At 55.8% G+C, this 20206-nt stretch carries 18 protein-coding genes and 1 tRNA gene; 11 read left to right on the forward strand and 8 right to left on the reverse strand.

Annotated elements, in window-relative coordinates; all coding sequences use genetic code 11:
• Nucleotides 1–366: 366 nt before the first annotated feature.
• Nucleotides 367–443 (reverse strand) — tRNA-Met (locus H573_RS0111160).
• Between the two features lie 119 nt (nt 444–562).
• On the reverse strand, nt 563–1330 hold the full coding sequence (locus H573_RS0111165; RefSeq protein ID WP_027874353.1) for an SDR family NAD(P)-dependent oxidoreductase: 768 nt from the start codon (nt 1328–1330) through the stop codon (nt 563–565).
• A gap of 254 nt (nt 1331–1584) precedes the next feature.
• Between H573_RS0111165 and H573_RS0111170 the strand changes: the two genes are divergently transcribed.
• The 3 genes from H573_RS0111170 to H573_RS0111180 are packed head-to-tail and all read left to right on the forward strand — an operon-like array spanning nt 1585 to nt 5224.
• Nucleotides 1585–2736: a 1-acyl-sn-glycerol-3-phosphate acyltransferase gene (locus H573_RS0111170; protein ID WP_027874354.1), complete on the forward strand. Its 1152-nt coding sequence runs from the start codon at nt 1585–1587 to the stop codon at nt 2734–2736.
• An 18-nt stretch (nt 2737–2754) separates the two neighbouring features.
• Nucleotides 2755–4878 carry an ATP-dependent DNA helicase DinG gene (dinG, locus tag H573_RS0111175; protein ID WP_027874355.1) on the forward strand — a complete coding sequence of 708 codons (2124 nt, stop codon included), beginning with the start codon at nt 2755–2757 and terminating at the stop codon, nt 4876–4878.
• 4 nt (nt 4879–4882) lie between these two features.
• Nucleotides 4883–5224 (forward strand): YqcC family protein, encoded by a 342-nt coding sequence (locus tag H573_RS0111180; protein WP_027874356.1) that lies wholly within the window; start codon nt 4883–4885, stop codon nt 5222–5224.
• 28 nt (nt 5225–5252) lie between these two features.
• Here the strand turns inward: H573_RS0111180 and fixJ are convergent, their stop codons facing one another.
• The gene (gene fixJ / locus H573_RS0111185) at nt 5253–5876 is read right to left on the reverse strand and encodes a response regulator FixJ (protein ID WP_027874357.1); all 624 of its coding nucleotides are present in this window, start codon (nt 5874–5876) and stop codon (nt 5253–5255) included.
• Nucleotides 5877–6049: 173 nt separating this feature from the next.
• On the opposite strand from fixJ, the gene H573_RS0111190 reads away from it, so the two are divergent.
• From H573_RS0111190 to H573_RS0111200, 3 genes are read left to right on the forward strand one after another with little or no spacing between them, the layout of a single operon-like run.
• Nucleotides 6050–9139 (forward strand): cache domain-containing protein, encoded by a 3090-nt coding sequence (locus H573_RS0111190; RefSeq protein ID WP_161624256.1) that lies wholly within the window; start codon nt 6050–6052, stop codon nt 9137–9139.
• Nucleotides 9129–10682 (forward strand): ATP-binding response regulator, encoded by a 1554-nt coding sequence (locus H573_RS17890; protein WP_036256614.1) that lies wholly within the window; start codon nt 9129–9131, stop codon nt 10680–10682. Before H573_RS0111190 ends, H573_RS17890 begins: the two co-directional genes overlap by 11 nt.
• Nucleotides 10663–11388 (forward strand): M48 family metallopeptidase, encoded by a 726-nt coding sequence (locus H573_RS0111200; RefSeq protein WP_084498030.1) that lies wholly within the window; start codon nt 10663–10665, stop codon nt 11386–11388. The genes H573_RS17890 and H573_RS0111200 overlap by 20 nt, the downstream gene beginning before the upstream one ends.
• On the opposite strand, the gene H573_RS0111205 is transcribed toward H573_RS0111200, so the two are convergent.
• Complete coding sequence (locus H573_RS0111205) at nt 11370–12026, reverse strand: TetR/AcrR family transcriptional regulator (protein ID WP_051171221.1); 657 nt, start codon at nt 12024–12026, stop codon at nt 11370–11372. The two genes, H573_RS0111200 and H573_RS0111205, sit on opposite strands and share 19 nt — an antisense overlap.
• Nucleotides 12027–12146: 120 nt before the next feature.
• Here H573_RS0111205 and H573_RS0111210 point away from each other — a divergent pair, with 120 nt between their 5' ends.
• Nucleotides 12147–13802 carry a GMC oxidoreductase gene (locus tag H573_RS0111210; protein ID WP_027874361.1) on the forward strand — a complete coding sequence of 552 codons (1656 nt, stop codon included), beginning with the start codon at nt 12147–12149 and terminating at the stop codon, nt 13800–13802.
• Between the two features lie 35 nt (nt 13803–13837).
• Here H573_RS0111210 and traF read toward each other — a convergent pair whose 3' ends face one another.
• The gene (gene traF / locus H573_RS0111215) at nt 13838–14959 is read right to left on the reverse strand and encodes a conjugal transfer protein TraF (RefSeq protein ID WP_027874362.1); all 1122 of its coding nucleotides are present in this window, start codon (nt 14957–14959) and stop codon (nt 13838–13840) included.
• A 163-nt stretch (nt 14960–15122) separates the two neighbouring features.
• Between traF and H573_RS17895 the strand changes: the two genes are divergently transcribed.
• Complete coding sequence (locus H573_RS17895; RefSeq protein ID WP_051171222.1) at nt 15123–15749, forward strand: lysophospholipid acyltransferase family protein; 627 nt, start codon at nt 15123–15125, stop codon at nt 15747–15749.
• A gap of 94 nt (nt 15750–15843) precedes the next feature.
• Complete coding sequence (locus tag H573_RS0111225) at nt 15844–17052, forward strand: sensor histidine kinase (protein WP_027874363.1); 1209 nt, start codon at nt 15844–15846, stop codon at nt 17050–17052.
• A 5-nt stretch (nt 17053–17057) separates the two neighbouring features.
• Here the strand turns inward: H573_RS0111225 and H573_RS17900 are convergent, their stop codons facing one another.
• The 3 genes from H573_RS17900 to H573_RS0111240 all read right to left on the reverse strand — a co-directional run bounded on the left by H573_RS17900 (nt 17058) and on the right by H573_RS0111240 (nt 18627).
• Entirely contained in the window at nt 17058–17300 is a 243-nt protein-coding gene (locus tag H573_RS17900; RefSeq protein WP_036256616.1) for an anti-sigma factor family protein, read from the reverse strand.
• Nucleotides 17294–17908 carry a sigma-70 family RNA polymerase sigma factor gene (locus tag H573_RS0111235; protein ID WP_027874364.1) on the reverse strand — a complete coding sequence of 205 codons (615 nt, stop codon included), beginning with the start codon at nt 17906–17908 and terminating at the stop codon, nt 17294–17296. The genes H573_RS17900 and H573_RS0111235 overlap by 7 nt, the downstream gene beginning before the upstream one ends.
• A gap of 95 nt (nt 17909–18003) precedes the next feature.
• Nucleotides 18004–18627 (reverse strand): HvfX family Cu-binding RiPP maturation protein, encoded by a 624-nt coding sequence (locus H573_RS0111240; protein ID WP_027874365.1) that lies wholly within the window; start codon nt 18625–18627, stop codon nt 18004–18006.
• A gap of 197 nt (nt 18628–18824) precedes the next feature.
• Between H573_RS0111240 and H573_RS0111245 the strand changes: the two genes are divergently transcribed.
• The gene (locus H573_RS0111245; protein ID WP_027874366.1) at nt 18825–19196 is read left to right on the forward strand and encodes an HvfA family oxazolone/thioamide-modified RiPP metallophore; all 372 of its coding nucleotides are present in this window, start codon (nt 18825–18827) and stop codon (nt 19194–19196) included.
• A gap of 119 nt (nt 19197–19315) precedes the next feature.
• Complete coding sequence (locus H573_RS0111250; RefSeq protein WP_027874367.1) at nt 19316–20206, forward strand: DMT family transporter; 891 nt, start codon at nt 19316–19318, stop codon at nt 20204–20206.

Here is a 20206-nt window from a genome sequence, read left to right on the forward strand (position 1 = left end):
AGAGTTGCCGTGCTCATCTACAACCTCTAAGTACCAGCCTTGCTGGCCTTCGAGTCGATATATTTCGATATTGACGGACGTGTTGCCAGCGGCTATCTCCTGAGTCAGTTCTGAAAACTTGATGTTCTGTTCTTCTTCCAAAATTATTGCCTCCGCTAGGTGCGCTGTATCGCCAGTGTCATACCTGACGTTTTACAGTAATTTCTTTTGGCCGAATAGGGTGCCCGAAGGTCGTAGTGCGTTGCGCTTGCCGCAGAGTAAATTTGGTGATGGGCACACTGTGGGCACAGAATGGGCACAGAGAGACTTTTATTTAGGCGATAAAAAAGGCGAATCTGCTAAGTGCATGATTCGCCTTTTCTTTTTTGGTAGCGGGGGCAGGATTCGAACCTACGACCTTCGGGTTATGAGCCCGACGAGCTACCAGACTGCTCCACCCCGCAATTGACTGGTTGTCTTGTTCTCTAAGACAGGTCGCGCATTATAGGGATGGCTTTGGGGGCTTGCAAGCCTTATGTGCGTTTTGTTTCAAATTTTTGAAAATACCGGTATTTAAAGCACATTAGCCGCTGTGGCGAATGGAGCCATCGACAGGTAGCACGGTGCCGTTGATGAAGGATCCCGCTTCACTCGCGAGCAAGATGACCGGGCCCACAAGCTCGTCGATATTGCCCAGGCGTTTTGCAGGCATGCGCTGTATATAGGCTTTACCAGCGTCGGTGGCGAAGAAGTCTTGGTTCATTTCGGTTAGGAACCAGCCCGGTGCGATGGCGTTTACGCGAATGCCGTGACGCATTAGGTCGAGTGACATTGCCTGAGTGAGGTGGGCGACTGCCGCTTTTGACGCGCAGTAAGTGGTTTGGCCACTCTGCGCCATAATCGCTAGTACCGAGGCGATGTTGATAATGCTGCCCTGTAGCCCGGCGGCGACCATGCGTGCGGCGCCTTCCTGCGCTACATTCCAAACCCCATTGAAGTTGGTGCCCATAACGAAGTCGCGAGACGCGTCGTCAATTTTAAGAAAGTTCTTCGGGTCGGCAACACCGGCGTTGTTAATGATGATGTCAGGCGTTCCCGACAGCGCTTCGGCGCGGTCATAGGCGGCATTGACGCTGCTGCGGTCGGCGACGTCCATGGCGACTGCATGGGCAACGCCGCCTGCGGTGCGAATTTCTTCCACGAGTGCTTGCAGTTTCTCTTCGCGGCGGGCACAGGCAATGATTTCCGCGCCGGCCTCGGCCAGCCCTTTGGCGATGCCGTGACCCAGGCCCGATGAGGCCCCGGTAATAAGTACTCGACGGTTTTGCAGAGAGAAACGTTGCAGGCTCATTCGCTTATCCTTCGCTGTTTAGTTATTGAAAGAGTGCCCGATTAAAGCGACTTTCGGCGCCGATAGGAAGCTCTTTTCATGCTCTGGTGTGTCATTGCGCTGCGTTCATGTCGCGTTAGGACTGTCGTGGCGCGGCTGCGCATCTTTTCAGCAATTGAGGTAGAATTCTGCCCTCAAATAATACCTCTCCCCCGATGGGGGATACTGCTTCGGCGCGACGACGCAGCCGCCGAGGTCTGCGATGAGTGAATACGATGGATGAATTTGCCGATATTCGGCCCTACCGCGACAGTGAGGTGCGGGAGGTGCTGGATCGCCTGTTAGTTGATGATGAATTACTCAACGCCGTTGCTGCGCTGCGCATGCCAAGAGCCAGCCGTTGGTTCCCAAAGTTGCTGCGACCGGTGATCAGTGCAATTTTGCGCCGGCAGTTTAAGCGCGTTGTTTCTGTGGCAGATTTTCAGCAGCGGGTGAAAAGCTATATGGATAGCATGATCGCTCGTTCCACCAGTGCATTCACGGTATCGGGGCTGGAAAACCTCTCGGCGGACAAGGCCTACCTGTTTATCAGTAATCACCGAGATATCGCTCTCGACCCCGCATTTGTGAACTATGCGCTCCATACCAATGGCATGGACACGGTGCGTATCGCGATCGGCGATAATTTGTTGTCCAAGGCTTTTGCTGCCGATTTGATGCGTATCAATAAGAGTTTCATCGTGCAGCGCAGTGCCAAGGGGCCAAGGCAGATGCTGGCCGCATTTAAGAAGCTGTCCAGCTACATTCGCCATTCTCTGCATCAAGAGCGCTCGTCGATATGGATCGCTCAGCGGGAGGGACGCGCAAAAGACGGCAACGATGCGACTGAAGTTGCGCTGCTAAAGATGATCGGTATGTCGCAGCGTAAAGCCGACGAGAGCTTCGCCGAATTTATTGCGGCGATGAATATTGTGCCGGTGAGCATCAGCTATGAATGGGACCCGCTGGATGCAGCCAAAGCTCATGAGCTGGCCCAGATAGAAGTGGATGGCAGCTATGAAAAGGCCGAGCACGAGGACCTGAAAAGCATCGCGACGGGAATTGTTGGGCAAAAGGGGCATGTGCATGTGCATTTCGGTACGCCGATGAGTGGCGACTACAGCGATGCCAGCGAGCTTGCCCAGGCCATCGATGCCCAAATCATCGGCAACTACCGGTTACACGGTAGCAACCTGTTGGCGTACATACGCTTGTTTAACGACGAACGCTGGCGCTCAGTGACCACGGCGGATGTGCCCGCCGCCGAGGTGGCGCACTTTGACGAGCACTTCGCCAATATGCCGCCCGACTATCGGCGCAAGGCGCTAGAGATCTATGCACGACCGCTGATTAACCAATTGGCTTTACAAGAGAGTACCTCTGCGTGAGGTTGTCGGGAGCCAATAGTGCTGAGTGATGCGCTAAAACAGCAGATTCAGGGCGCGTACCGCCAGTTTCTTGACAGCAAATCGCTGCGGCCGCGCCTCGGCCAGCGCTTAATGATTGCCCATATTGCGCGAGTGCTGGGTGGAATAAAGCGCAATCAAGACCACAAGCGCAGCGGCGGGGACCACCTGTGTGTGGTGGAAGCTGGCACGGGCACGGGCAAGACCCTGGCTTATGCGTTGGCGGCGATACCCATTGCGCGGGAATGCGACAAAACACTGGTGATTGCCACCGCGACAGTGGCTTTGCAGGAGCAGATTCTGCAGCGAGACTTGCCGGATATTCTTCAGCACAGCGGCCTGTCTTTCACTTTGAGTTTGTCCAAAGGGCGCCGCCGTTATTTGTGTCTCTCTAAACTTGACCAAATTCTCAGTGGTGGCGATGCCGCGACCCTACCGCTTTATCCTGATGAGCGCAGCGCCGCGCCGGATAACAGCGCTCTGGCGTTGTATACGCGTTTTGCCGATACCTTGGCGAGTGGTCAGTGGGACGGTGATCGCGATAACTGGGACAGTGTATTGCCGGAGGAGCAGTGGCAGCGCGTCACTACCGACCACGCGCAGTGCAGTGGTCGGCGTTGTAGTCATGTGAAGCAGTGCAGCTTCTTTAAAGCGCGGGAGTCGATGGCTCAAGCCGAGGTGGTTGTGGCAAACCACGACCTCGTGCTGGCCGACTTAGCGTTGGGTGGCGGCGCAATACTGCCGCCGCCGGAAGAGTGCATTTATATTTTCGACGAAGCCCATCACCTTCCCGATAAAGTCATTAATCATTTCAGTGCGAACTTTCGCCTCGGCGCCAGTGAGCGATGGCTGGAACAAGCGGAGCGCAGTATTGCGCCTATTCTGGCCATACCGGCCATGCAAAAGTCACTCAGGGGTCAGTTTGACTCTCTATTGAACCTGCTCGTTGCCGCGCGAGAGGCGCTGAACCCGCTCAGGCCGATATTGGTGGAATTGCTCGAGGGGGCCGTTGAGCGGCAGGGCAATAAGCAGCTGCGCTTTGAAGAGGGCAGGGTGCCCGAGCGACTGGCTGAGCGAGCGCGCGAGTTGCGCGTTGCCTTTGCTGCACTGGTGCAGCATTGCGAGGCCATGAGCGACACCCTCCAGGACGGTTTGGATAAGGGCACATTAGAGCAGCGCCGCGACGAGTTGGAACAGTGGTTGGGGGATGTGTCGGCGATGCGCTTTCGCTGCCAGAATATGCTGGCCCTGTGGCAGTCCTACGCCAGCGATAGCCGCACGGAAAAGCCGCCTATTGCCCGCTGGCTGATTCTGGTTGATGCCGGTCAGGGGCTCAAGGATATGGAGCTTAACAGCAGCCCTATTTTGGCGGCAAAGACCCTTCAGTCGTCACTGTGGTCGCGATGTTATGGCGCGGTATTGACGTCGGCTACGCTTACGGCGCTCGGCAGTTTTAAGCGCTTTAGTATGCGCGCTGGCTTATACGAAGATGCCAGCTTTGAGGTGGTACCCAGCCCTTTCAATCACGCCGATGCGGGGCAATTACATGTGCCTGCGATGAACTGCGATGCCGGCGATGCCCAAGCGCATACCGACGCATTAATTGAGATGCTGCCGCAGCTGCTGGACAAGGCGGCGGGAAGCCTGGTGCTGTTCGCGTCGCGAAAACAGCTTAATGCGGTCTATGAGGGAGTGCCCTTGTCGCTGCGCAGCTTGATACTGGCGCAGGGTGAATTGCCTAAGCATGATATTTTGCGGCAGCATCGCGAGCGTCTGGACGCCGGAAAGGGTAGCGTTATTTTTGGCTTGGCCAGTTTCGCAGAAGGGGTCGATTTGCCGGGTAAATACTGCTCCCATGTGGTGATCGCGAAAATTCCCTTTGCCGTGCCAGAAGATCCAGTAGAAGAGGCGCTGGCAGAGTGGATAAGCGCCAATAACGGCAACCCCTTTATGGAAATTACCGTGCCGGATGCGGCGGTTCGCCTTATTCAGGCCAGTGGGCGCTTGCTGCGCAGTGAGTCTGATCGGGGAAAAATCAGCATTCTGGACCGGCGTATAGTCACCCGTCAGTACGGCCGCAAAATGCTCGACTCAATGCCGCCCTACCAACAAGTGATAGAGTAAAGTTGTGAGTTTGTATTACCGCGTTTCCGCAACGCTGATTGATATTGAAGCTGAGCTGCGTCGCATCGGGCACTGGGAAAGCCAGCGGCCATCTGAGCAGGCTCTGCGCAGCGAGCAACCCTTTGCCGTGGATACCTTGTCGTTCAACCAGTGGTTGCAGTTTATCTTTATTCCGCGAATGCGCTTTCTTGCTGAGCAGAAGCAGAGCCTGCCGGGGGCGTGTAATATTTCGCCAATGGCGGAGGAGTTTTATCGCGGCCAGAATCTGCCTGTGACCGAGCTGCTGGCGGCGCTGCGACATATCGACAGCTTATTAAGTAATGGCGGTGACGCGCCGACGCGATAACTCATCGCTCCGGCGCGCAGAGGGGGGCTTAGTTTGCGCTGTTGTTGTCTTCGGCTGCCATTACCATGCGCACCAAGTGAGCCAGTGAGCGCACGCCCATTTTTTCCATCACCCGGGCGCGGTGAATTTCCACGGTGCGTTGGCTGATATCCAGGTCATAGGCAATGACCTTATTGGCCTTGCCTTCAATCATTAGCTCCATGACCTGTTTCTCGCGCGGGGTTAACTCGGCGAGACGCTCAATAATCTTGTGCTTTTCTTCCAGGTCGGCGCGGTTTTCAGCGTCCGCAGCGATCGCCTGCTGAATCTTGCCCAGCAGCTCTTCCTCTCGGTAGGGCTTTTGTACGAAGTCAACAGCGCCGCGCTGCATGGCTTCAACGGCCATCGGAACATCGCCGTGGCCGGTAACGAAGATAATCGGCAGAATGGAGTTTCGCATGTTCAGCTGGCGTTGAAGCTCCATGCCGTTCATGCCGGGCATACGGATATCCAGTACCATACAGCCGGCCATATCAGTGGAGAAGTCCTCTAAAAAGGCATCTGCGCGAGAGTACGCGGCAACGTGGTAGCCTACCGATTCCAAGACCATTTGCAGTGAGTCGCGAACAGCGTCATCGTCTTCAACCAAGTAGACAGTTGCTTCTTTTGTCATTATCCCGTCCTTGCTTTGTCAGGCGTCTGTTGCCCAGATTAGCCGAAATCTATGGGGTTTTGCCAGCTTCATGCAGAAATTCCTCACTGCGATACTGGCGAAGCGCGATCTGAGCCGATAAGCTTCTGGTTTATATGCCTTCGGGCCACCAATATGAAGAAGAAAGGGTGCGCATGAAATCGAAGCGCAGTTTAGTTCAGATATACCTCCTCAGCCTGGTTGCCTTGTCGGCAATTCCGCTGGCTGTGCTGGGTTACATCTGGATCGCCAAAGAGTACGAACGCTACACTCAGCAGAGTGAGGATTGGCGCGACAGTTATATCGAGTCACGCCGTGAACTGCTGCGTCGCGAGGTCGACAAGGCCGTTGAATACTTAGAATTTAGACGCACTCAGCTCAACCGTCAGCTTTACAACGACCTGCGCCACCAAGTGGCCATTGGCCTGTCGCTCATAGAGAACACGCGCAAGGAATATGTGGGTGAGAGCCGCAAGGAGCAGCTGAGCCGCTTGCGCACCACAATGAGCTCGCTCAGCTTTCACGACAACAACGGCTTTTTCTTTCTTTTCGATTCCGCCGGGCGGGCAATTTTGCCGCCCATGCATCCCGCTGGTGATAAACGCCTGAGCGACGGCAAGGTACTTAACGCCTTTGCCGAACAGATACGCTCGGTCACACAAAAGAAAAATTACGACTTTGTAGAATACCGAGTCACTGACGGTAGTCGCCCTGGCACCAGTGAGCGCAACTTCAGCTTTGTGTACTACTTCGAGCCGCTTGGCTTGTACATGGGGGCGAGTGTTTACCTACATGACGAGATTGCGCGCGTACAGAAAGAAGTTGTTGAGCGTATAGCCGCTGTGCCCGTCGATACCGAAAACTCAATCCTGTTTATGGTGGACGGCGATGGGCGGCAGTTGGTCAATGGCTATGACCCCGAAGCAGTGGGCCAGCCAATGCCCGATGTGCTTGCCGCCACCCAAGGTTTGGACGCCGAAAACAACAGCTTGTTTACCGAGCTAAGTTGGCGAAACCGGGAAGGCGGCCAGCAGCCGGTGGTTTCCTATATCCGTCGCTACCAGCCCTGGGGCTGGACCCTGGGCTCGGCAGTGTTTTTGGACGAGCTCAATGCCAAACTGTTGGCTGAGCGCTCCGCCCTGCAGAGCCGTGTAGAAGAACATATTTTATTCATCTTGGTCATCGCCTTTGGCCTGATGTTGTTCTCGATGATCGCGGCGCGCTGGTTGGCTCGGCGCAGTGCGCACGGCTTCAACATCTTTCAGCAGTTTTTTGCCGACGCCAGCAAGCGTTCAACATTTATCGACGTGGAGCGGCTGCCGTTTGCCGAGTTTCAACACTTGGCGGAAGATGCCAACTTCATGGTCGAGAAGCGCACCCAAACGGAGCGCGCGCTTAAACTGAGTGAACGGCGCTTCCAATTAGCCTTGGATGCCGCCCAAAACCACCTCTGGGATCTCGACCTAAGCACTGGCTTAGTGACTGTGGGTGCCAGCTTCTTTCGCTCGCTGGGCTACACCCCACCGAGCAAGCCCTATGCCGTGGCGGCATTCAAAGAAATTGCCTACCCGGATGATCTGCAGATTATCGCCTCTGCCGTTGATAGTTGGTTGGGTTTGGCAACCGGGAATAGCGTCGAGTTTCGGGTTCGCGACAGCGACGGGAATTACCACTGGATATACAGTCGCGGCGACGTTGTAGAAAACGACGAGCATGATCAGCCCCTGCGCGCGATGGGGATCATGACCGATATCACCGAGCGCAAGCGTATGGAGCAGGATTTGGTGGATGCGCGTATCGCCGCCGAAGATGCGCTCCATGCAAAGAGCCAGTTCCTTTCAAGTGTGAGCCACGAGCTGCGCACACCGCTTAATGGCGTACTGGGCTACGCGCAATTATTGCAAAAAGAGCAGGGCTTCCCGCCAGACAGCAAAGAGTATTTACGCGCGATCGAAAGCTGCGGCAAGCACTTGTTGAACTTGATTAACGATGTGCTCGATCTGGCAAAAATTGAAAGTGGCAATATCAATATCGTATGCGAAGCGAATGACCTCGATGATGTTATCGCCAGTGTTGGCGACATTGTCGGCCATCGCGCGAAGTCGAAAGGCCTGGAGTTCATCATTGAGGTTGCCGACGATGTAGAGCGCAAGCTGCAATTCGACGCCGTAAAGCTGCGGCAGGTATTGGTTAACCTGCTCGATAACGCCGTCAAGTTCACCAACAGTGGACAGGTGGGCCTGAAGGTTGGCGTTAACGAAGTTGATGATAGCTTGCAGTTTGAGGTTCGCGACTCCGGTATTGGTATTCCCGCCGACAAGCTGCGAGATGTTTTTGAGCCCTTCCGCCAAGTGAATCCTCAAGACGGTAAGGGAACGGGGCTTGGCCTGTCGATCTGTCGGCGCTTGGTAGAGGCGATGGGTGGCAGTTTGAATGTGCGCAGCGAGGAAGGTGTTGGCAGCTGTTTCTACTTCCACATCCCGCTAATGCCCGTGTCAGAGCAAAGCTCGCCGTTATTAGATGCGCCCGAAACGCCGGAGCCCGTCGCTGAAGAAGCCGAAATATCGGGTAATCCTGCGGTGATTGTTGCCGACGACGTGGCGGTGAATCGCCAGGTATTGCTGGGCATGTTGGAAGATATTACCGACGACGTTCGAGAAGCGGCGAACGGACTTGAGGTGATAGAGCGTTTGAAGGAGCGCGACGCCGCCGTTATTTTGATGGATTTGCGAATGCCGGAAATGGACGGCATGGAAGCAACGCGGATCATTAAGCAGGAAATGAAGCACGATGTTGCCATTATTATGGCATCGGCCACCACCGACGAGGGAATGGTGGAAGAAGCGCGCTCCTTCGGCTGTGATGATTTCCTTCCCAAACCGATTAGCATGGCGGACCTGTACAAGGTAATGGCGCGATTTTGCGATACCGCCGTGCCAGACGACTCACCGGTGGCGAGCGTTGCGCCGGCGGCGTTAAAAGCGGGATATATCGATGTTTATCCGAACGCATCAGCGTCTGAGGACGTGCCGCTGCCCGAGGAATTGCTGGAAAAATTAGCCCACGCCGTAGACCTCGGTGATGTCACCGGCTTGCGAGAACTGCTTGAGGTGCTGCGTAAGCGTCATCCAGAGCAGCGCGAATTGAGTGAAGAGGCCGAGCGCCTCCTGCGTGAATTCGACTTTGAGCGCTTAGGGCAATTGTTCAAGTCAGTAAATGAAGGAGCCGCCGTCGATGGCACCTGATCGCGGCGGAGAGCAGATACTGCTCGTCGACGACAATCCCACCAATCTCCAGGTATTGTTTAAGACGCTTGAAGGCAGTGGCTACCGGCTGTTGGCCGCGCGCGACGGTGAGTCAGCGCTCTACACGGCAAAGCGCGCCAAGCCCGCGCTGATACTGCTGGATGTCATGATGCCGGGGGTCGACGGCTTTGAGGTTTGTGAGCGCTTAAAAGCGGACCCCGAAACCGAAGATATCGTCGTTATTTTCCTCTCGGCATTGACCGATAGTCAGTCCAAAGTACACGGCCTGGCCATTGGTGGTGTCGACTATATCGCCAAACCCTTCCAGGCCGATGAAGTACTCGCAAGGGTGCGCACGCACATCAAATTGCAGCGCCTGGAGCGAGCGCTCGCCAAGCGGAATAGCGAACTGGAAGATGAGAATCAGCGCATTCTCAACGCCGTGGATGAGGGGATTTTTGGCCTCGACAGCGCCGGAAGGGTTTCCTCGATGAACGCGCGCGCCGCAGAGCTCACCGGTTGGCCGCAGGCTGATGCGCTGGGCGAGCCGCTGCTGGCACTGAAACTGTTCCCCGGCGACGACGGCTTAAACCAAGCCTTGTCGCTGCTCTGCGAAGCCGGTGTGAGCTTGCGCAAGAACCACGTTGAGCTAACCGGCAAGGACGGCGAGCTGGTGCAAGTGGCGTTGAGCGGTAGCGCTAGCGCAGAGGGTGGGGCAGTGCTGGTATTGCGCGATATTGGCGAGTGGCTGGCGAATCAACAGGCTCTGGAGGCGGCGAGGAACGAGGTAGACCACCAGCGTCAGCACCTGGCGCATATTGAGCGTTTGAGCACCGGAGGCGAAATGGCAGCGGGTATCGCCCACGAGGTCAATCAGCCACTTACCGCAGTGAGTAATTACGCCCGCGTTGCCCAGCGCCTGCTGGCGGATTTACCCGAGGCGCAGCGCAGTAAGCTGGACGATGTGCTGACTAAAATCGGCGTGCAGGCCGAGCGCGCGTCGGCAGTGATTCAGCGAATGCGCAGCTACGTGAAAAAGCCCTCGGGGGCGAAGGCGACGCTGTCTCTGAATGAATTACTGGAAGACGTGTTGGCGCTGGCAGAGGTGGATTCGAAGGTCAACCGCACTCGCGTAGTGTTTATGGGCGCCAATGACCTGCCGACGGTTTATGGCGACGAAGTGCAAATTCAGCAAGTCGCCCTGAACCTGATCCGCAATGCGATGGAGTCGACAGCCGCAGCGCAAAGCGCCAGGCCCGTTGAGGTGAGTACGTTTTTCGCCAACGGTCGAGTTGGCTTTCGCGTTCGTGATTTTGGTCTCGGTCTCGCAAAGGAAGTGGAAGAGCAGTTGTTCAGCCCCTTCGTCACGTCCAAAGAGGGAGGGATGGGGATTGGTCTGTCAGTGTCCCAGACGATTATGCAGGGCCATGGCGGCGATATCGCCTATGAGGCTAACCCGGGTGGCGGGGCGGTTTTCTGTTGCGAATTTCCCGTTGCACAAGATCCAGCGTTGACGGGTTCGCGTGACTCCTCCAGCAACTGAGCAGGGGCACTTCGAGCTAGAGGGCTTGTCGGTGCGCTACGTGGTGCGTCGCCAGCCGCAGCGCCGCAGGCGCCTGGCGTTGCGCGTCTCCCCGAGCGGCGATGTTGAAGTTCGCGTGCCGCAACATACTCCCCAGCGTGAGATTGATGCCATGCTTCGCCGTCACGGCCAGTGGCTGAGATCGTGTATTGAGCAGGCTGTGCCCGCGGCGCCGGCCCCTCAATATCGCTGTGGCGACTATTTTTCTTATCTGGGTGAGCGTTGGCAATTGCGCGTTGAGCCGGGGCGTGGCACGAGCAGTTTTCCCGAGCGGCGTTTGCTGGTTATCAAAGCCAGAGATCGAAGTCCGGAAAATATTCGCCACTTGTTTTTACGCTGGTTAAGCGAGCGCAGCCGCGACTATTTTGCTACTCGCCTAGCGCATCTGTCAGCGAGCTTGCCGTGGCCGCAGGCGCTGCCGCCGCTGCGTGTCAGGGCAATGCGTTCGCGCTGGGGGAGCTGCTCAAGGCGCGGTATTTGCTTGAATACCCGTCTGATGAAGGCGCCGCCACTGTGCATTGATATGGTCATTGTTCATGAGCTGTGCCACATCCGCGAGATGAACCACAGTAGCGCTTTTTACGCGCTGATGGATGCGGCCATGCCGGGCTGGCGAGAAGCGAGCCGACAGTTGGATGCATTGAGTGATCAGCTGCTGGTTGATTGACGCTGGTGATGTGCCGATACGGCGGTGAACAGCAGCACGCTGCTTTCTATTAACGACTCGCGGCTTTCGTGATAGCCATTTAACACCCAGCGCCGCGCCATTTGCACCACGGCGCCCACCAGCCCTGCATAGATCATACTGTCATTGGCGGGTTTGCTGAACTCGGCAATACCCAGCACCTGTGCAAGCTCACCGATCAATTCGGCGAACTCTTCCATCGCTTGATAGTAGAGCGTATCCATCGCTTTGCTCACGCCAAAGATCTCAAACAGGATGACCCGCGCCAGCTCCGGTTGCTTCTCCAGGGTCTCAAAAAACGCACTTAACCCGGTGCGCATGGTTTGCTCAGTCGATAAGCCGGGAGCGGCAATGGCGTCCAACATCGCGTCGCGAAGCAGGGCGGTTTGCTGTTGATACAGCTCGCCAAGCAGCGCCTCGCGGTTTGCAAACGACTCGTAGAAATAACGCTCTGTTAACCCCGCCGACGCACACAGACTGCGAACGGTTGCGTTGCTGTATCCCTGAGAAGACACCACTTCCAGTGCCGCTTGCAGAAGAAGCTGGCGGCGTTCAGCGCGTCGCGCGTCGGGGCTTTGGCCGCGATAAGAACGGCGGCGTGCGGGGCTTGAATTTGTCATGGGTAAAATTTTGACATGGCGCGTTGTCAAATGTAAAGTGACAACATGCATTGTCAGAATGGCATCGGTTCTGATTGAGAGTCTTTTACCAAAGAGCGGCGCAGCGGCGCTGAGTGAACAATGAGCAAACAACAAGACTACGATTTTGATTATTTGGTAGTGGGGTCGGGTTTCGGCGGTTCCGTTTCGGCTCACCGGCTTACGCAGAAGGGTTATTCGGTCGCCGTGGTTGAGTCGGGGAAGCGTTGGAATGCCGACAGCCTGCCCGCCAGCAACTGGCGTTTTTGGCGTTGGCTGTGGCGCCCCCTGCTTGGCTTAAAAGGCTTCTTCAATATTCGCTGGTTCCGGCATGTGTTGATCTTACAGGGCAACGCCGTTGGCGGCGGGTCGGTGACTTATGCCAACACGCTGTTGGTGCCCAAGGAAACGGTGTGGGATGACGGCAGCTGGGCGGGCCTGACTAACTGGAAGCAGGTTATGCCCCGTCACTACGACTCTGCCAGGGCGATGTTAGGGGTTACAGAAAATCGCATTCTTGGGCCCGCGGATCACGCGCTGAAAGAGGTTGCTGACGACTGGGGGTGTGGTGACACGTTCTACCGAACGCAGGTGGGCGTGTTTTTTGGCAACGAAGAGGATGAGCCGGGCACCCGCTATGACGACCCTTACTTTGGTGGCGATGGTCCGGCACGTAACAGCTGTATCGCCTGTGGCGGTTGCATGGTGGGTTGTCGGCACAATGCCAAGAATAGCCTAGATAAGAACTACCTCTATTTCGCAGAAAAGCAGGGCGCAAAAGTATTTGCCGAGAGCAAGGTCGTTGATGTGCGACCACTCGGCGATGCCCAAGGCTCGGAGGGCTATGAGGTCACGGCGATAAGCAGTACCTCTTTGTGGCGCAAAAATGTCCGCCGCTGGCGAGTGCGCTCGGTTGTGTTTGCTGCCTCGTCACTGGGCACTCAAGACTTGTTGTTCAAGCTGCGCGACGAAGGGTCGCTGCCAAATATTTCGTCGCAATTGGGTCGCCGGGTACGGACCAATGCAGAGTCGTTGATTGGTGTTCGTGTGCCGGGCAATCCGGAAATGGATAAGGGCATTGCGATTGGCTCGGGGGTGTATCTGGATGAGCACACGCATATCGAAGCAACGCGCTACCCTAAAGGGTCCGACGCGATGGGCATGCTGGTTACGGCAATGACGCGAGGCGATACAAGCGCCACGCGTATCGCTGTGTGGATCAAAACCGTACTCAAGCTTCTGCTAACCCGTCCCCTGCAGGGGATTCGCATGCTGATTCCCTTTGGTATGGCCTCGCAAACGATCATTTTTCTGTGCATGCAAACCCTGGAAGGGCATATCGATATGCGCTACCGGCGCCCTTGGTACTGGCCCTTTAGCAAAAAAATGCTCAGTCATGGCGAACGCATTCCCACTTATATTCCTCAGGCTAGCGATTTTGCCCAGCGGGCGGCGGAAAAGCTGGGTGGAATGGCGGGCAGTTTACTTACAGAGGTGCTCTTTAATATTCCTGCCACCGCGCACTGTATGGGCGGTGCGGCGATGGGGCGCTCTGCTGACGAGGGGGTGATTGACTATCGCAACCGAGTGTTCGGCTACCAAAACATGTATATCTGTGACGGTTCCATGCTGGGCGCGAACCTGGGTGTAAACCCCTCGCTTACCATCACTGCCTTGACCGAGCATGCCATGAGCCACATTCCTGCCAAGCGGGAGCTTACTGACGAAAATGCGGCACCTAGCAGCGCCGCTGCCTAGAGGTAGCCTTCGCCCTGAAAACAGGGTGATCAGGCTTAGAGTGGCAGTTGCAGTGACGCATGGCCGCCAAGCTCGCGTTTGCCTGCTGCCGTCATGCTGATCTCCGCCCTCAGCGAGCGGCCGAGGGTATATCGGATGCCGGCGTTGCCGGTATCCCGCTCGTAGCGGTGCTCGGCGTAGTTGTAACCCATAACGAGGGCAAATCGGCGGGTAACGTTCAAGCTCGCCGAGAGGTTGACGTCGCGACGCTGTGGTGCCTCGCCAAAGCGTGCCCTTGGCACGAGGTCACCCCGAATCTGCACATCTCCCCAGGCGCGTCGATAGTCGATCCCGGCGATCACCCGACTGCGTTGTCGGTAGATATCACCGCTGGCCCCGCGCAAGGATTCGGTATACAAGTCTTTTACTAATAGGTGCAGGCCGACATGGCCAATGGTATGCCGCATGCCGAGGTCGGCATTGATTTGCACGCGGTTCTTAATGTCGGTGTCCCAGTCGAACACTTTATTCTTTTCGTAGTCATCGTAATCGATGCGACGCTCCAGCAAGCTGATGACCTGTACCTTGCCCAAAATTCCAAACTCAGTATTCGGCAGTGCGTCTAAGCGGAAGTGATAATTAATGCCTGCGTGGTTTTCAAGCACGGCGGAGATATCCATGTAGGATTCTAGGTCAGGGCCGCCAAACAGGCCGGTTATTCCGGCAAAGCGCAGGCGATTTTCATCGCCCTCGTCATAGTAAAAGCGCGCAGTGCCGCGCAGCTCGCTGCCCACCCGGTAGTGAAACGGACTATCACTTGATGTTGCCAGAATAATCGCACCGCGGCTGCGCAGGCTGGTGGTGGCGCCATCCAAGGCTTCGAGCGCGTCGACTAAATCTTGTTCGTCACCCGGAATCAATAACAGGCCTCGCGACCTTGCTTCGAGGTTTTCGCCTTCTTCTTTTACTTCCAGTGCTTTGTCCAGCAGGTCGTCCCTGTCGTCGAAGTAGATCTCGCCGTAACTGTAGAGCAGGGTTTCTTTTGAATCGCGACTGTACTGTGCGTCAGCCGGATTGTTGTCCAGTGCGCGCAGGTCCACGGGTTTCGAGTGCTGTGCGATGGCAATGCAGCTGTACAGGTAGCAGGGGATAAGCAGTAGCTTAAAAAGTCGGCTCACTTTGGGCTCCGGTGTCGCGGCGCGACAGCTAGGCCGCGTAGTATGGTGTTTTGGCGAGGATAGCGGGGGCAGCTCAGGGCGGCAAGCGCCGGCGTAGATTCTTGTGTATGATTCTGAGCGTCGGCAATGACCGACAAATAACAATAACGATGTAGAGCGGCTCATGACTTCCTATGTTTCTGAGATAGCGCAGCGTAAAACGGTGTGCAGTTATCCCCGGGTTTTAGCAGCTATTCACTGCTTGGTCGGTGGCGTGTTTCGGCTGCGAGGGTGGCGTTTTCAGATGCCTGCGCCGGCGCCGCGCAAATATGTGATGGTTGTTGCGCCGCATACCAGTAATTGGGATTTTTTCTTGATGGTAGCGCTTGGCGCCGCGCTGGGGCGGCAGGTGCGTTTTATGGGCAAACACAGCTTATTTCTCGGCCCGCTTGGGAGTTTGCTGCGTTGGTTGGGGGGTATCGCCGTAGAGCGCACAAGTCGACATAACTTCGTTGAGCATATGGTTGAGCAATTTCACAATACCGATGACATGGTGCTAATTATTGCCCCGGAGGGTACGCGCAAGGCAGTAGAGCGCTGGAAGGGTGGCTTCTACCACATTGCCGCAGGGGCTGGTGTGCCCATTGTGCCGGTGTATCTTGATTACGCGGAAAAAAGGGTTGGCTTCGCGTCGCCGTGTGTGCTCACTGGCGATATGGAAGCGGATATGGTCGATATCCAGCAGTGTTATGAGTGCGTCACCGCTCGTCACCCCTCTGGCGATAGCAGCCATCCCACCAAAGGTAGGTAGATTACCCAATAACCCTAGACGGTGTGCTTGCTGACAATGTAATTTTGCGTAAAACGGCTACACTCAGCGCATTACCACAGCGAGGCGGCAAGTCATGAATGAGTTCTGGCGCAGCATCCTGGGGCCGGAAATGCCACCCCATGGTCACTGCTACCTTTGGAATGAACAGCTGGTGTTTCTGCACGTTCTTAGCGACACATTAATTACCCTGTCTTACTTCACGATCCCCATTGCGTTGATTGTGCTCGTCAAGCGACGTGAAGATCTCAAGTTTAACTACATGTTCTTGATGTTCGCGGTGTTTATTTTTGCCTGTGGCGCCACGCACCTAGTGAATATTCTGAATGTTTGGTACGGCGCTTATTGGTTGAGCGGCACTATAAAGGCGATAACGGCCATCGCCTCTGTCGGCACGGCAACAATGGTGTGGCCCCTGATCCCCAAAGCCTTGGCGTTGCCGAGTAATGCACAGTTGGTCGAACTGAATAGTCAGTTGCAGAATGAAATTGCTGAGAACCGCCGTAAACAGGAAGAAGTGGAGCGATTGTCGGAGGACTTAAAGAGTCTCGTTACACAGCGCACCGAAGAACTCGCTGAAGCGCGGTTGAATAAAACCCTTCTCGAAAAGACCAATGAGTCGCTCAGCGATAGCAATACTGCGCTGGAAGAGTTTTCGCGGGCTACTACCGAGGGTTTTGTCGAGCCTTTGAGAGTTATCGATGTATACAGCAAGCGCTTGCAGGAGCGCGCTGGCCAGGAGCTGAGCGAGGAAGCCCGGCAGTGGTTAAGCAAAGTCCGTGAGGCGAGCAACCAGGCGTCGCGCTTAAATGCCGGCTTGCAGCGCTATAGCCAGCTGCCTATGAATGAGCCCGTTGAGGAATTGAGCCTGGACAGCTTGGTATCGCGAATTATCGACGACGAGGCTATGGCCGATGTTGTGAGCATTCAGCCGCCTGGGTTGGGTCGCGCCGTGCTGCCGGGTGGAACGATGACCCTGGTTGTCAGAGAGCTACTGCGCAACGCCAAACGCTTCAGTGGCCAACGCCCATTGCGGGTGGATATTGGTCGTTTACCCGACCCTACTACGGGTGGCCTCGCGCTGTTTGTAAGAGATAACGGTCGCGGGATTCCCGCCGCCCAGCAGAAGCGTGTCTTTGCTCTCTTCGAGCAATTTCATTCGGAGGGTGAGGGCGTCGGTCTGGCTTCTATTCGCCGTCTCGTTAGTGAATATGGTGGCCGTGTCAGCGTTATCAGTGATGGTGAGAGCGGCAGCGAGTTCCGCGTTGAATTCCCGCTGCTATAATCCGTTCACTTTTTGCCCGCTGACTCGTCGATTTTGTCGAGAATGCGGGTAGCGGTGTCGTCATTCTCTTGCCAGAGTTGACGGGCTAACCTCGCTGCGGTGTCCCGGCTTGTTACTAAATGCTGCCGAAAGCGCCGACAGGGGCCGCAAATCATCAGGTGCATTTTAAATTGCAGGCCGGCCCAGCCGCGCGGCGGGTTATCGAGGTGCTCACTGGCCAAATGGCTTACTTCCTTGCAGCTTAGCATTCCCCCGTCTCCTGAAAGTGGTCGACAACATCTAGCAGTTTGAATCGCGCCCGGTGAAGTAATACGCGTACATTGCTTTCGCTTAGCAGCAATTGTTCGGCAATATCACTCAGTGGCATTTGCTCTAAATCACGCAGCATAAACACTGCTTTTTGGTTCTCCGGTAGCAAGGTTAGTGTGTGCTCGATACAACAGCGCAACTGGTCTTCCTCTAACAGGCGCTCCGGTGAGCCCAGCTCCCAATGAGCGGGCGGGATTTGCCAGTGGCCATCGGCGGCGAAACGGTTCTCTGCGAGCGCCGCAGGAAGCTGCTCGGTATCGGCCACATTCATATGGCGCTTCTCCTTGCGAAGTCGCGATTTGGCCTCGTTACTGACGATCTGAATCATCCAGGTCGATAGTGCAGAACGTCCTTCGAAGCGGTTTATCGCCCTGAATATTGAGGTCCAGGCTTCCTGTACCACATCCTCGGCAAAGACATCACCAATAATGGCGCGGGCCACAATGAGCAGGCGCTGATTGTAGCGAACAATAAGGTCCCTGAATGCGGCGTTGTCGCCGCTTTGCAGGCGTTCGAGCAGGGCGTCGTCTTGCGTTGCTTGTGACACGCGTAGTGGCCTTCGTTTTGTAGCTAAACGTAGGCCGTAGTGTCCCTGATAACGCGACCCGACGGCAATGCTTGGCGGTAAAATTGCTGACATCTTTAGCGGCGTTGTCGCGTCACATAACGGTGGAGGCCGTCATCGATACTCACGTAGCGCCCTCCGCCCATTTTGATCAGGGCCAGTAACATAATGAAATAAGTGGCTGCGAACTCGATGCCGTTGTTGAGGATCACGAAGTTGCCGCTCTCCGTCAGCCAATCGTAGTGGCCGTGTTCCTGGAGAATGGATTTTGCCGCCTCCAGTTTTTCCGCTGCGGCGTCAACACGGGCATTTGCAAAGGGGGCACTCGCATCGGCGATCGCCTGCCAGCCAAAGGACCAGTGCACGGTGGTGGCGGCCACCAGCATGGTAACGGCGAGCGGCACCGCTATCCAGCGTGTGGCGAGGCCAACGAGCAGCAGTGCGGCACCCGCCAGTTCAGTGGCAGTAGCCAAGCCTGCCATCAGTGTTGGCATGGGCAGCCCCAGGCCCCACTCGGGGTTGCCAAACCAGGCGACGGTGTCGTCGAAATGGCGGTACTTATTGCTGCCTGCCATCCAAAATATTGGTACCAGATAGAGCCGAATCAACAGTGGCGGCAGACCAGAGAGCGGTGTCAGCAGGCGCCCTAGTCCCTTGTGTGGGCGAGTGACCGTGTCAGTAGCGGTCTGGAGAAGCGTCATGGCGAGCATCCTTATTTTTACAGGTATGCGCCATAGACGAACCGCGCTCGTCATTGTTACACCGCGTGGAAATATTTCAGTGGTGCCAATAAAAATTATTAATTCGCTGTAACAACTTCCTCTGTGAGTCATCTATGCTGTAACGCAGGTGCTTTTCGCTGGCGTCAATTAAACTTTCTAAACGAGGTAGTACATCCATGAATAAATCAAAAATGACAGCACTGACCGCCGCCATGTTCGCTTCAAGTCTTGCTTCTGCTGCGGTGAGCGATAGCGGCAACCCCTTCAGTGCGCAATCGCTGAGCAGTGGCTATCAACAAGTGGATTTTGGTAAGCACGCTGAGGGTAAATGCGGCGAAGGCAAGTGTGGTGGCAAAAAGGCCAGCGACGAAGGTAAATGCGGCGAGGGCAAGTGCGGTGGTAAAAAAGCCAGCAACGAAGGTAAGTGTGGTGAAGGCAAATGTGGCGGCAATAAGGCCAGCGACGAAGGCAAGTGTGGCGAGGGTAAATGTGGCGGCAATAAAGCCCGTAATGAAGGCAAGTGTGGCGAAGGTAAGTGCGGCCACTAAATCCGTGGCGGCGATAGCGCCGCCCGCTTCTCTGTTCTGGTAAAGGTCGCCAGCGCTATTTATAGTGTTCGGCGGCTGGGCCATAGCGCAGCCTTATTCTCAGTATATTGGGCGGTGTTGTGGCAGATTTTCCTTTTCGATTTTCGCAAGACAGGCGGCGCTTAGCCATTGGCGTCGGCTTGTCCCTGCTCACCGTTTTCCTGTCGGCGACCGTTGCCGCGGTCGGTAAACATCTGTCGGGAATGCAGGTGCCGGTATCGGCAATGATCGTTGCCCAGTACAGCATATCCTTTGTTTTTACTCTGCCCAGTGTTGCGCGCGGCGGCGTTGCCAGCTTGCGTAGTGAGCGCCTGCCCATGCATTTTTTGAGAGGTTTAAGCGGAGTCGCGTGCTTCTACTTTTACTTTTTTGCGCTCAGTAAAATTTCACTGTTAGAAGCCACACTGCTTCGTAATAGCGCACCGTTGATGGTGCCGCTGCTAATATTTTTGGCGTTGCGAGAGCCGGTGAGCCGTCGCAGCTTACCGCCGTTACTGCTGGGTTTTGCCGGGGTGGTGTTAGTGCTGCGGCCGGGCTTTGCAGAGTTGAGTATCTGGCATTTGGTCGCGTTGGGCTCGGGCTTGGGCTTGGCCATCTCTATGATCACCACGCGTATGCTGGCGTCGACTGAGCCAGCAAATCGGATCTTGTTCTATTACTTTTCTGTGTCGCTGATGGTCAGCGTGCCGTTTTTTCTCTGGCAGGGCGGCGACGTGCATCTCTCGGCCTACCCTTGGTTGCTGTATATGGGGGTGGTGATCTATTTGTGCTTTCTGCTGTACACCTGGGCTTATCGTTATGCGTCGGCATCGGTGCTCGCGCCGACCAGTTATTTTGCGGTGGTCTTTGGGGGGGTGCTGGATTGGCTGATCTGGGGGCTGCTGCCAGATACGCTCACACTGATTGGCATTGCGCTGGTGATTCTTGGCGGTGTGATGGTTGTCGGCGGCCGCGACGATGCCAAAACATAA

Origin of the sequence: Neomelitea salexigens DSM 19753 (assembly GCF_000422345.1) — a bacterium.
GTDB lineage: Bacteria > Pseudomonadota > Gammaproteobacteria > Pseudomonadales > Spongiibacteraceae > Spongiibacter > Spongiibacter marinus_A.

Excerpts from the sequence above, each read along its gene's own strand:
- H573_RS0111165 (WP_027874353.1), bottom strand. The coding sequence starts at position 1,330 with ATGAGCCTGCAACGTTTCTCTCTGCAAAACCGTCGAGTACTTATTACC.
- H573_RS0111170 (WP_027874354.1), top strand. The coding sequence starts at position 1,585 with ATGGATGAATTTGCCGATATTCGGCCCTACCGCGACAGTGAGGTGCGG.
- fixJ (WP_027874357.1), bottom strand. The coding sequence starts at position 5,876 with ATGACAAAAGAAGCAACTGTCTACTTGGTTGAAGACGATGACGCTGTT.
- H573_RS0111190 (WP_161624256.1), top strand. The coding sequence starts at position 6,050 with ATGAAATCGAAGCGCAGTTTAGTTCAGATATACCTCCTCAGCCTGGTT.
- H573_RS17890 (WP_036256614.1), top strand. The coding sequence starts at position 9,129 with ATGGCACCTGATCGCGGCGGAGAGCAGATACTGCTCGTCGACGACAAT.
- H573_RS0111205 (WP_051171221.1), bottom strand. The coding sequence starts at position 12,026 with ATGACAAATTCAAGCCCCGCACGCCGCCGTTCTTATCGCGGCCAAAGC.
- H573_RS0111210 (WP_027874361.1), top strand. The coding sequence starts at position 12,147 with ATGAGCAAACAACAAGACTACGATTTTGATTATTTGGTAGTGGGGTCG.
- H573_RS17895 (WP_051171222.1), top strand. The coding sequence starts at position 15,123 with ATGACTTCCTATGTTTCTGAGATAGCGCAGCGTAAAACGGTGTGCAGT.
- H573_RS0111225 (WP_027874363.1), top strand. The coding sequence starts at position 15,844 with ATGAATGAGTTCTGGCGCAGCATCCTGGGGCCGGAAATGCCACCCCAT.
- H573_RS17900 (WP_036256616.1), bottom strand. The coding sequence starts at position 17,300 with ATGCTAAGCTGCAAGGAAGTAAGCCATTTGGCCAGTGAGCACCTCGAT.
- H573_RS0111240 (WP_027874365.1), bottom strand. The coding sequence starts at position 18,627 with ATGACGCTTCTCCAGACCGCTACTGACACGGTCACTCGCCCACACAAG.
- H573_RS0111245 (WP_027874366.1), top strand. The coding sequence starts at position 18,825 with ATGAATAAATCAAAAATGACAGCACTGACCGCCGCCATGTTCGCTTCA.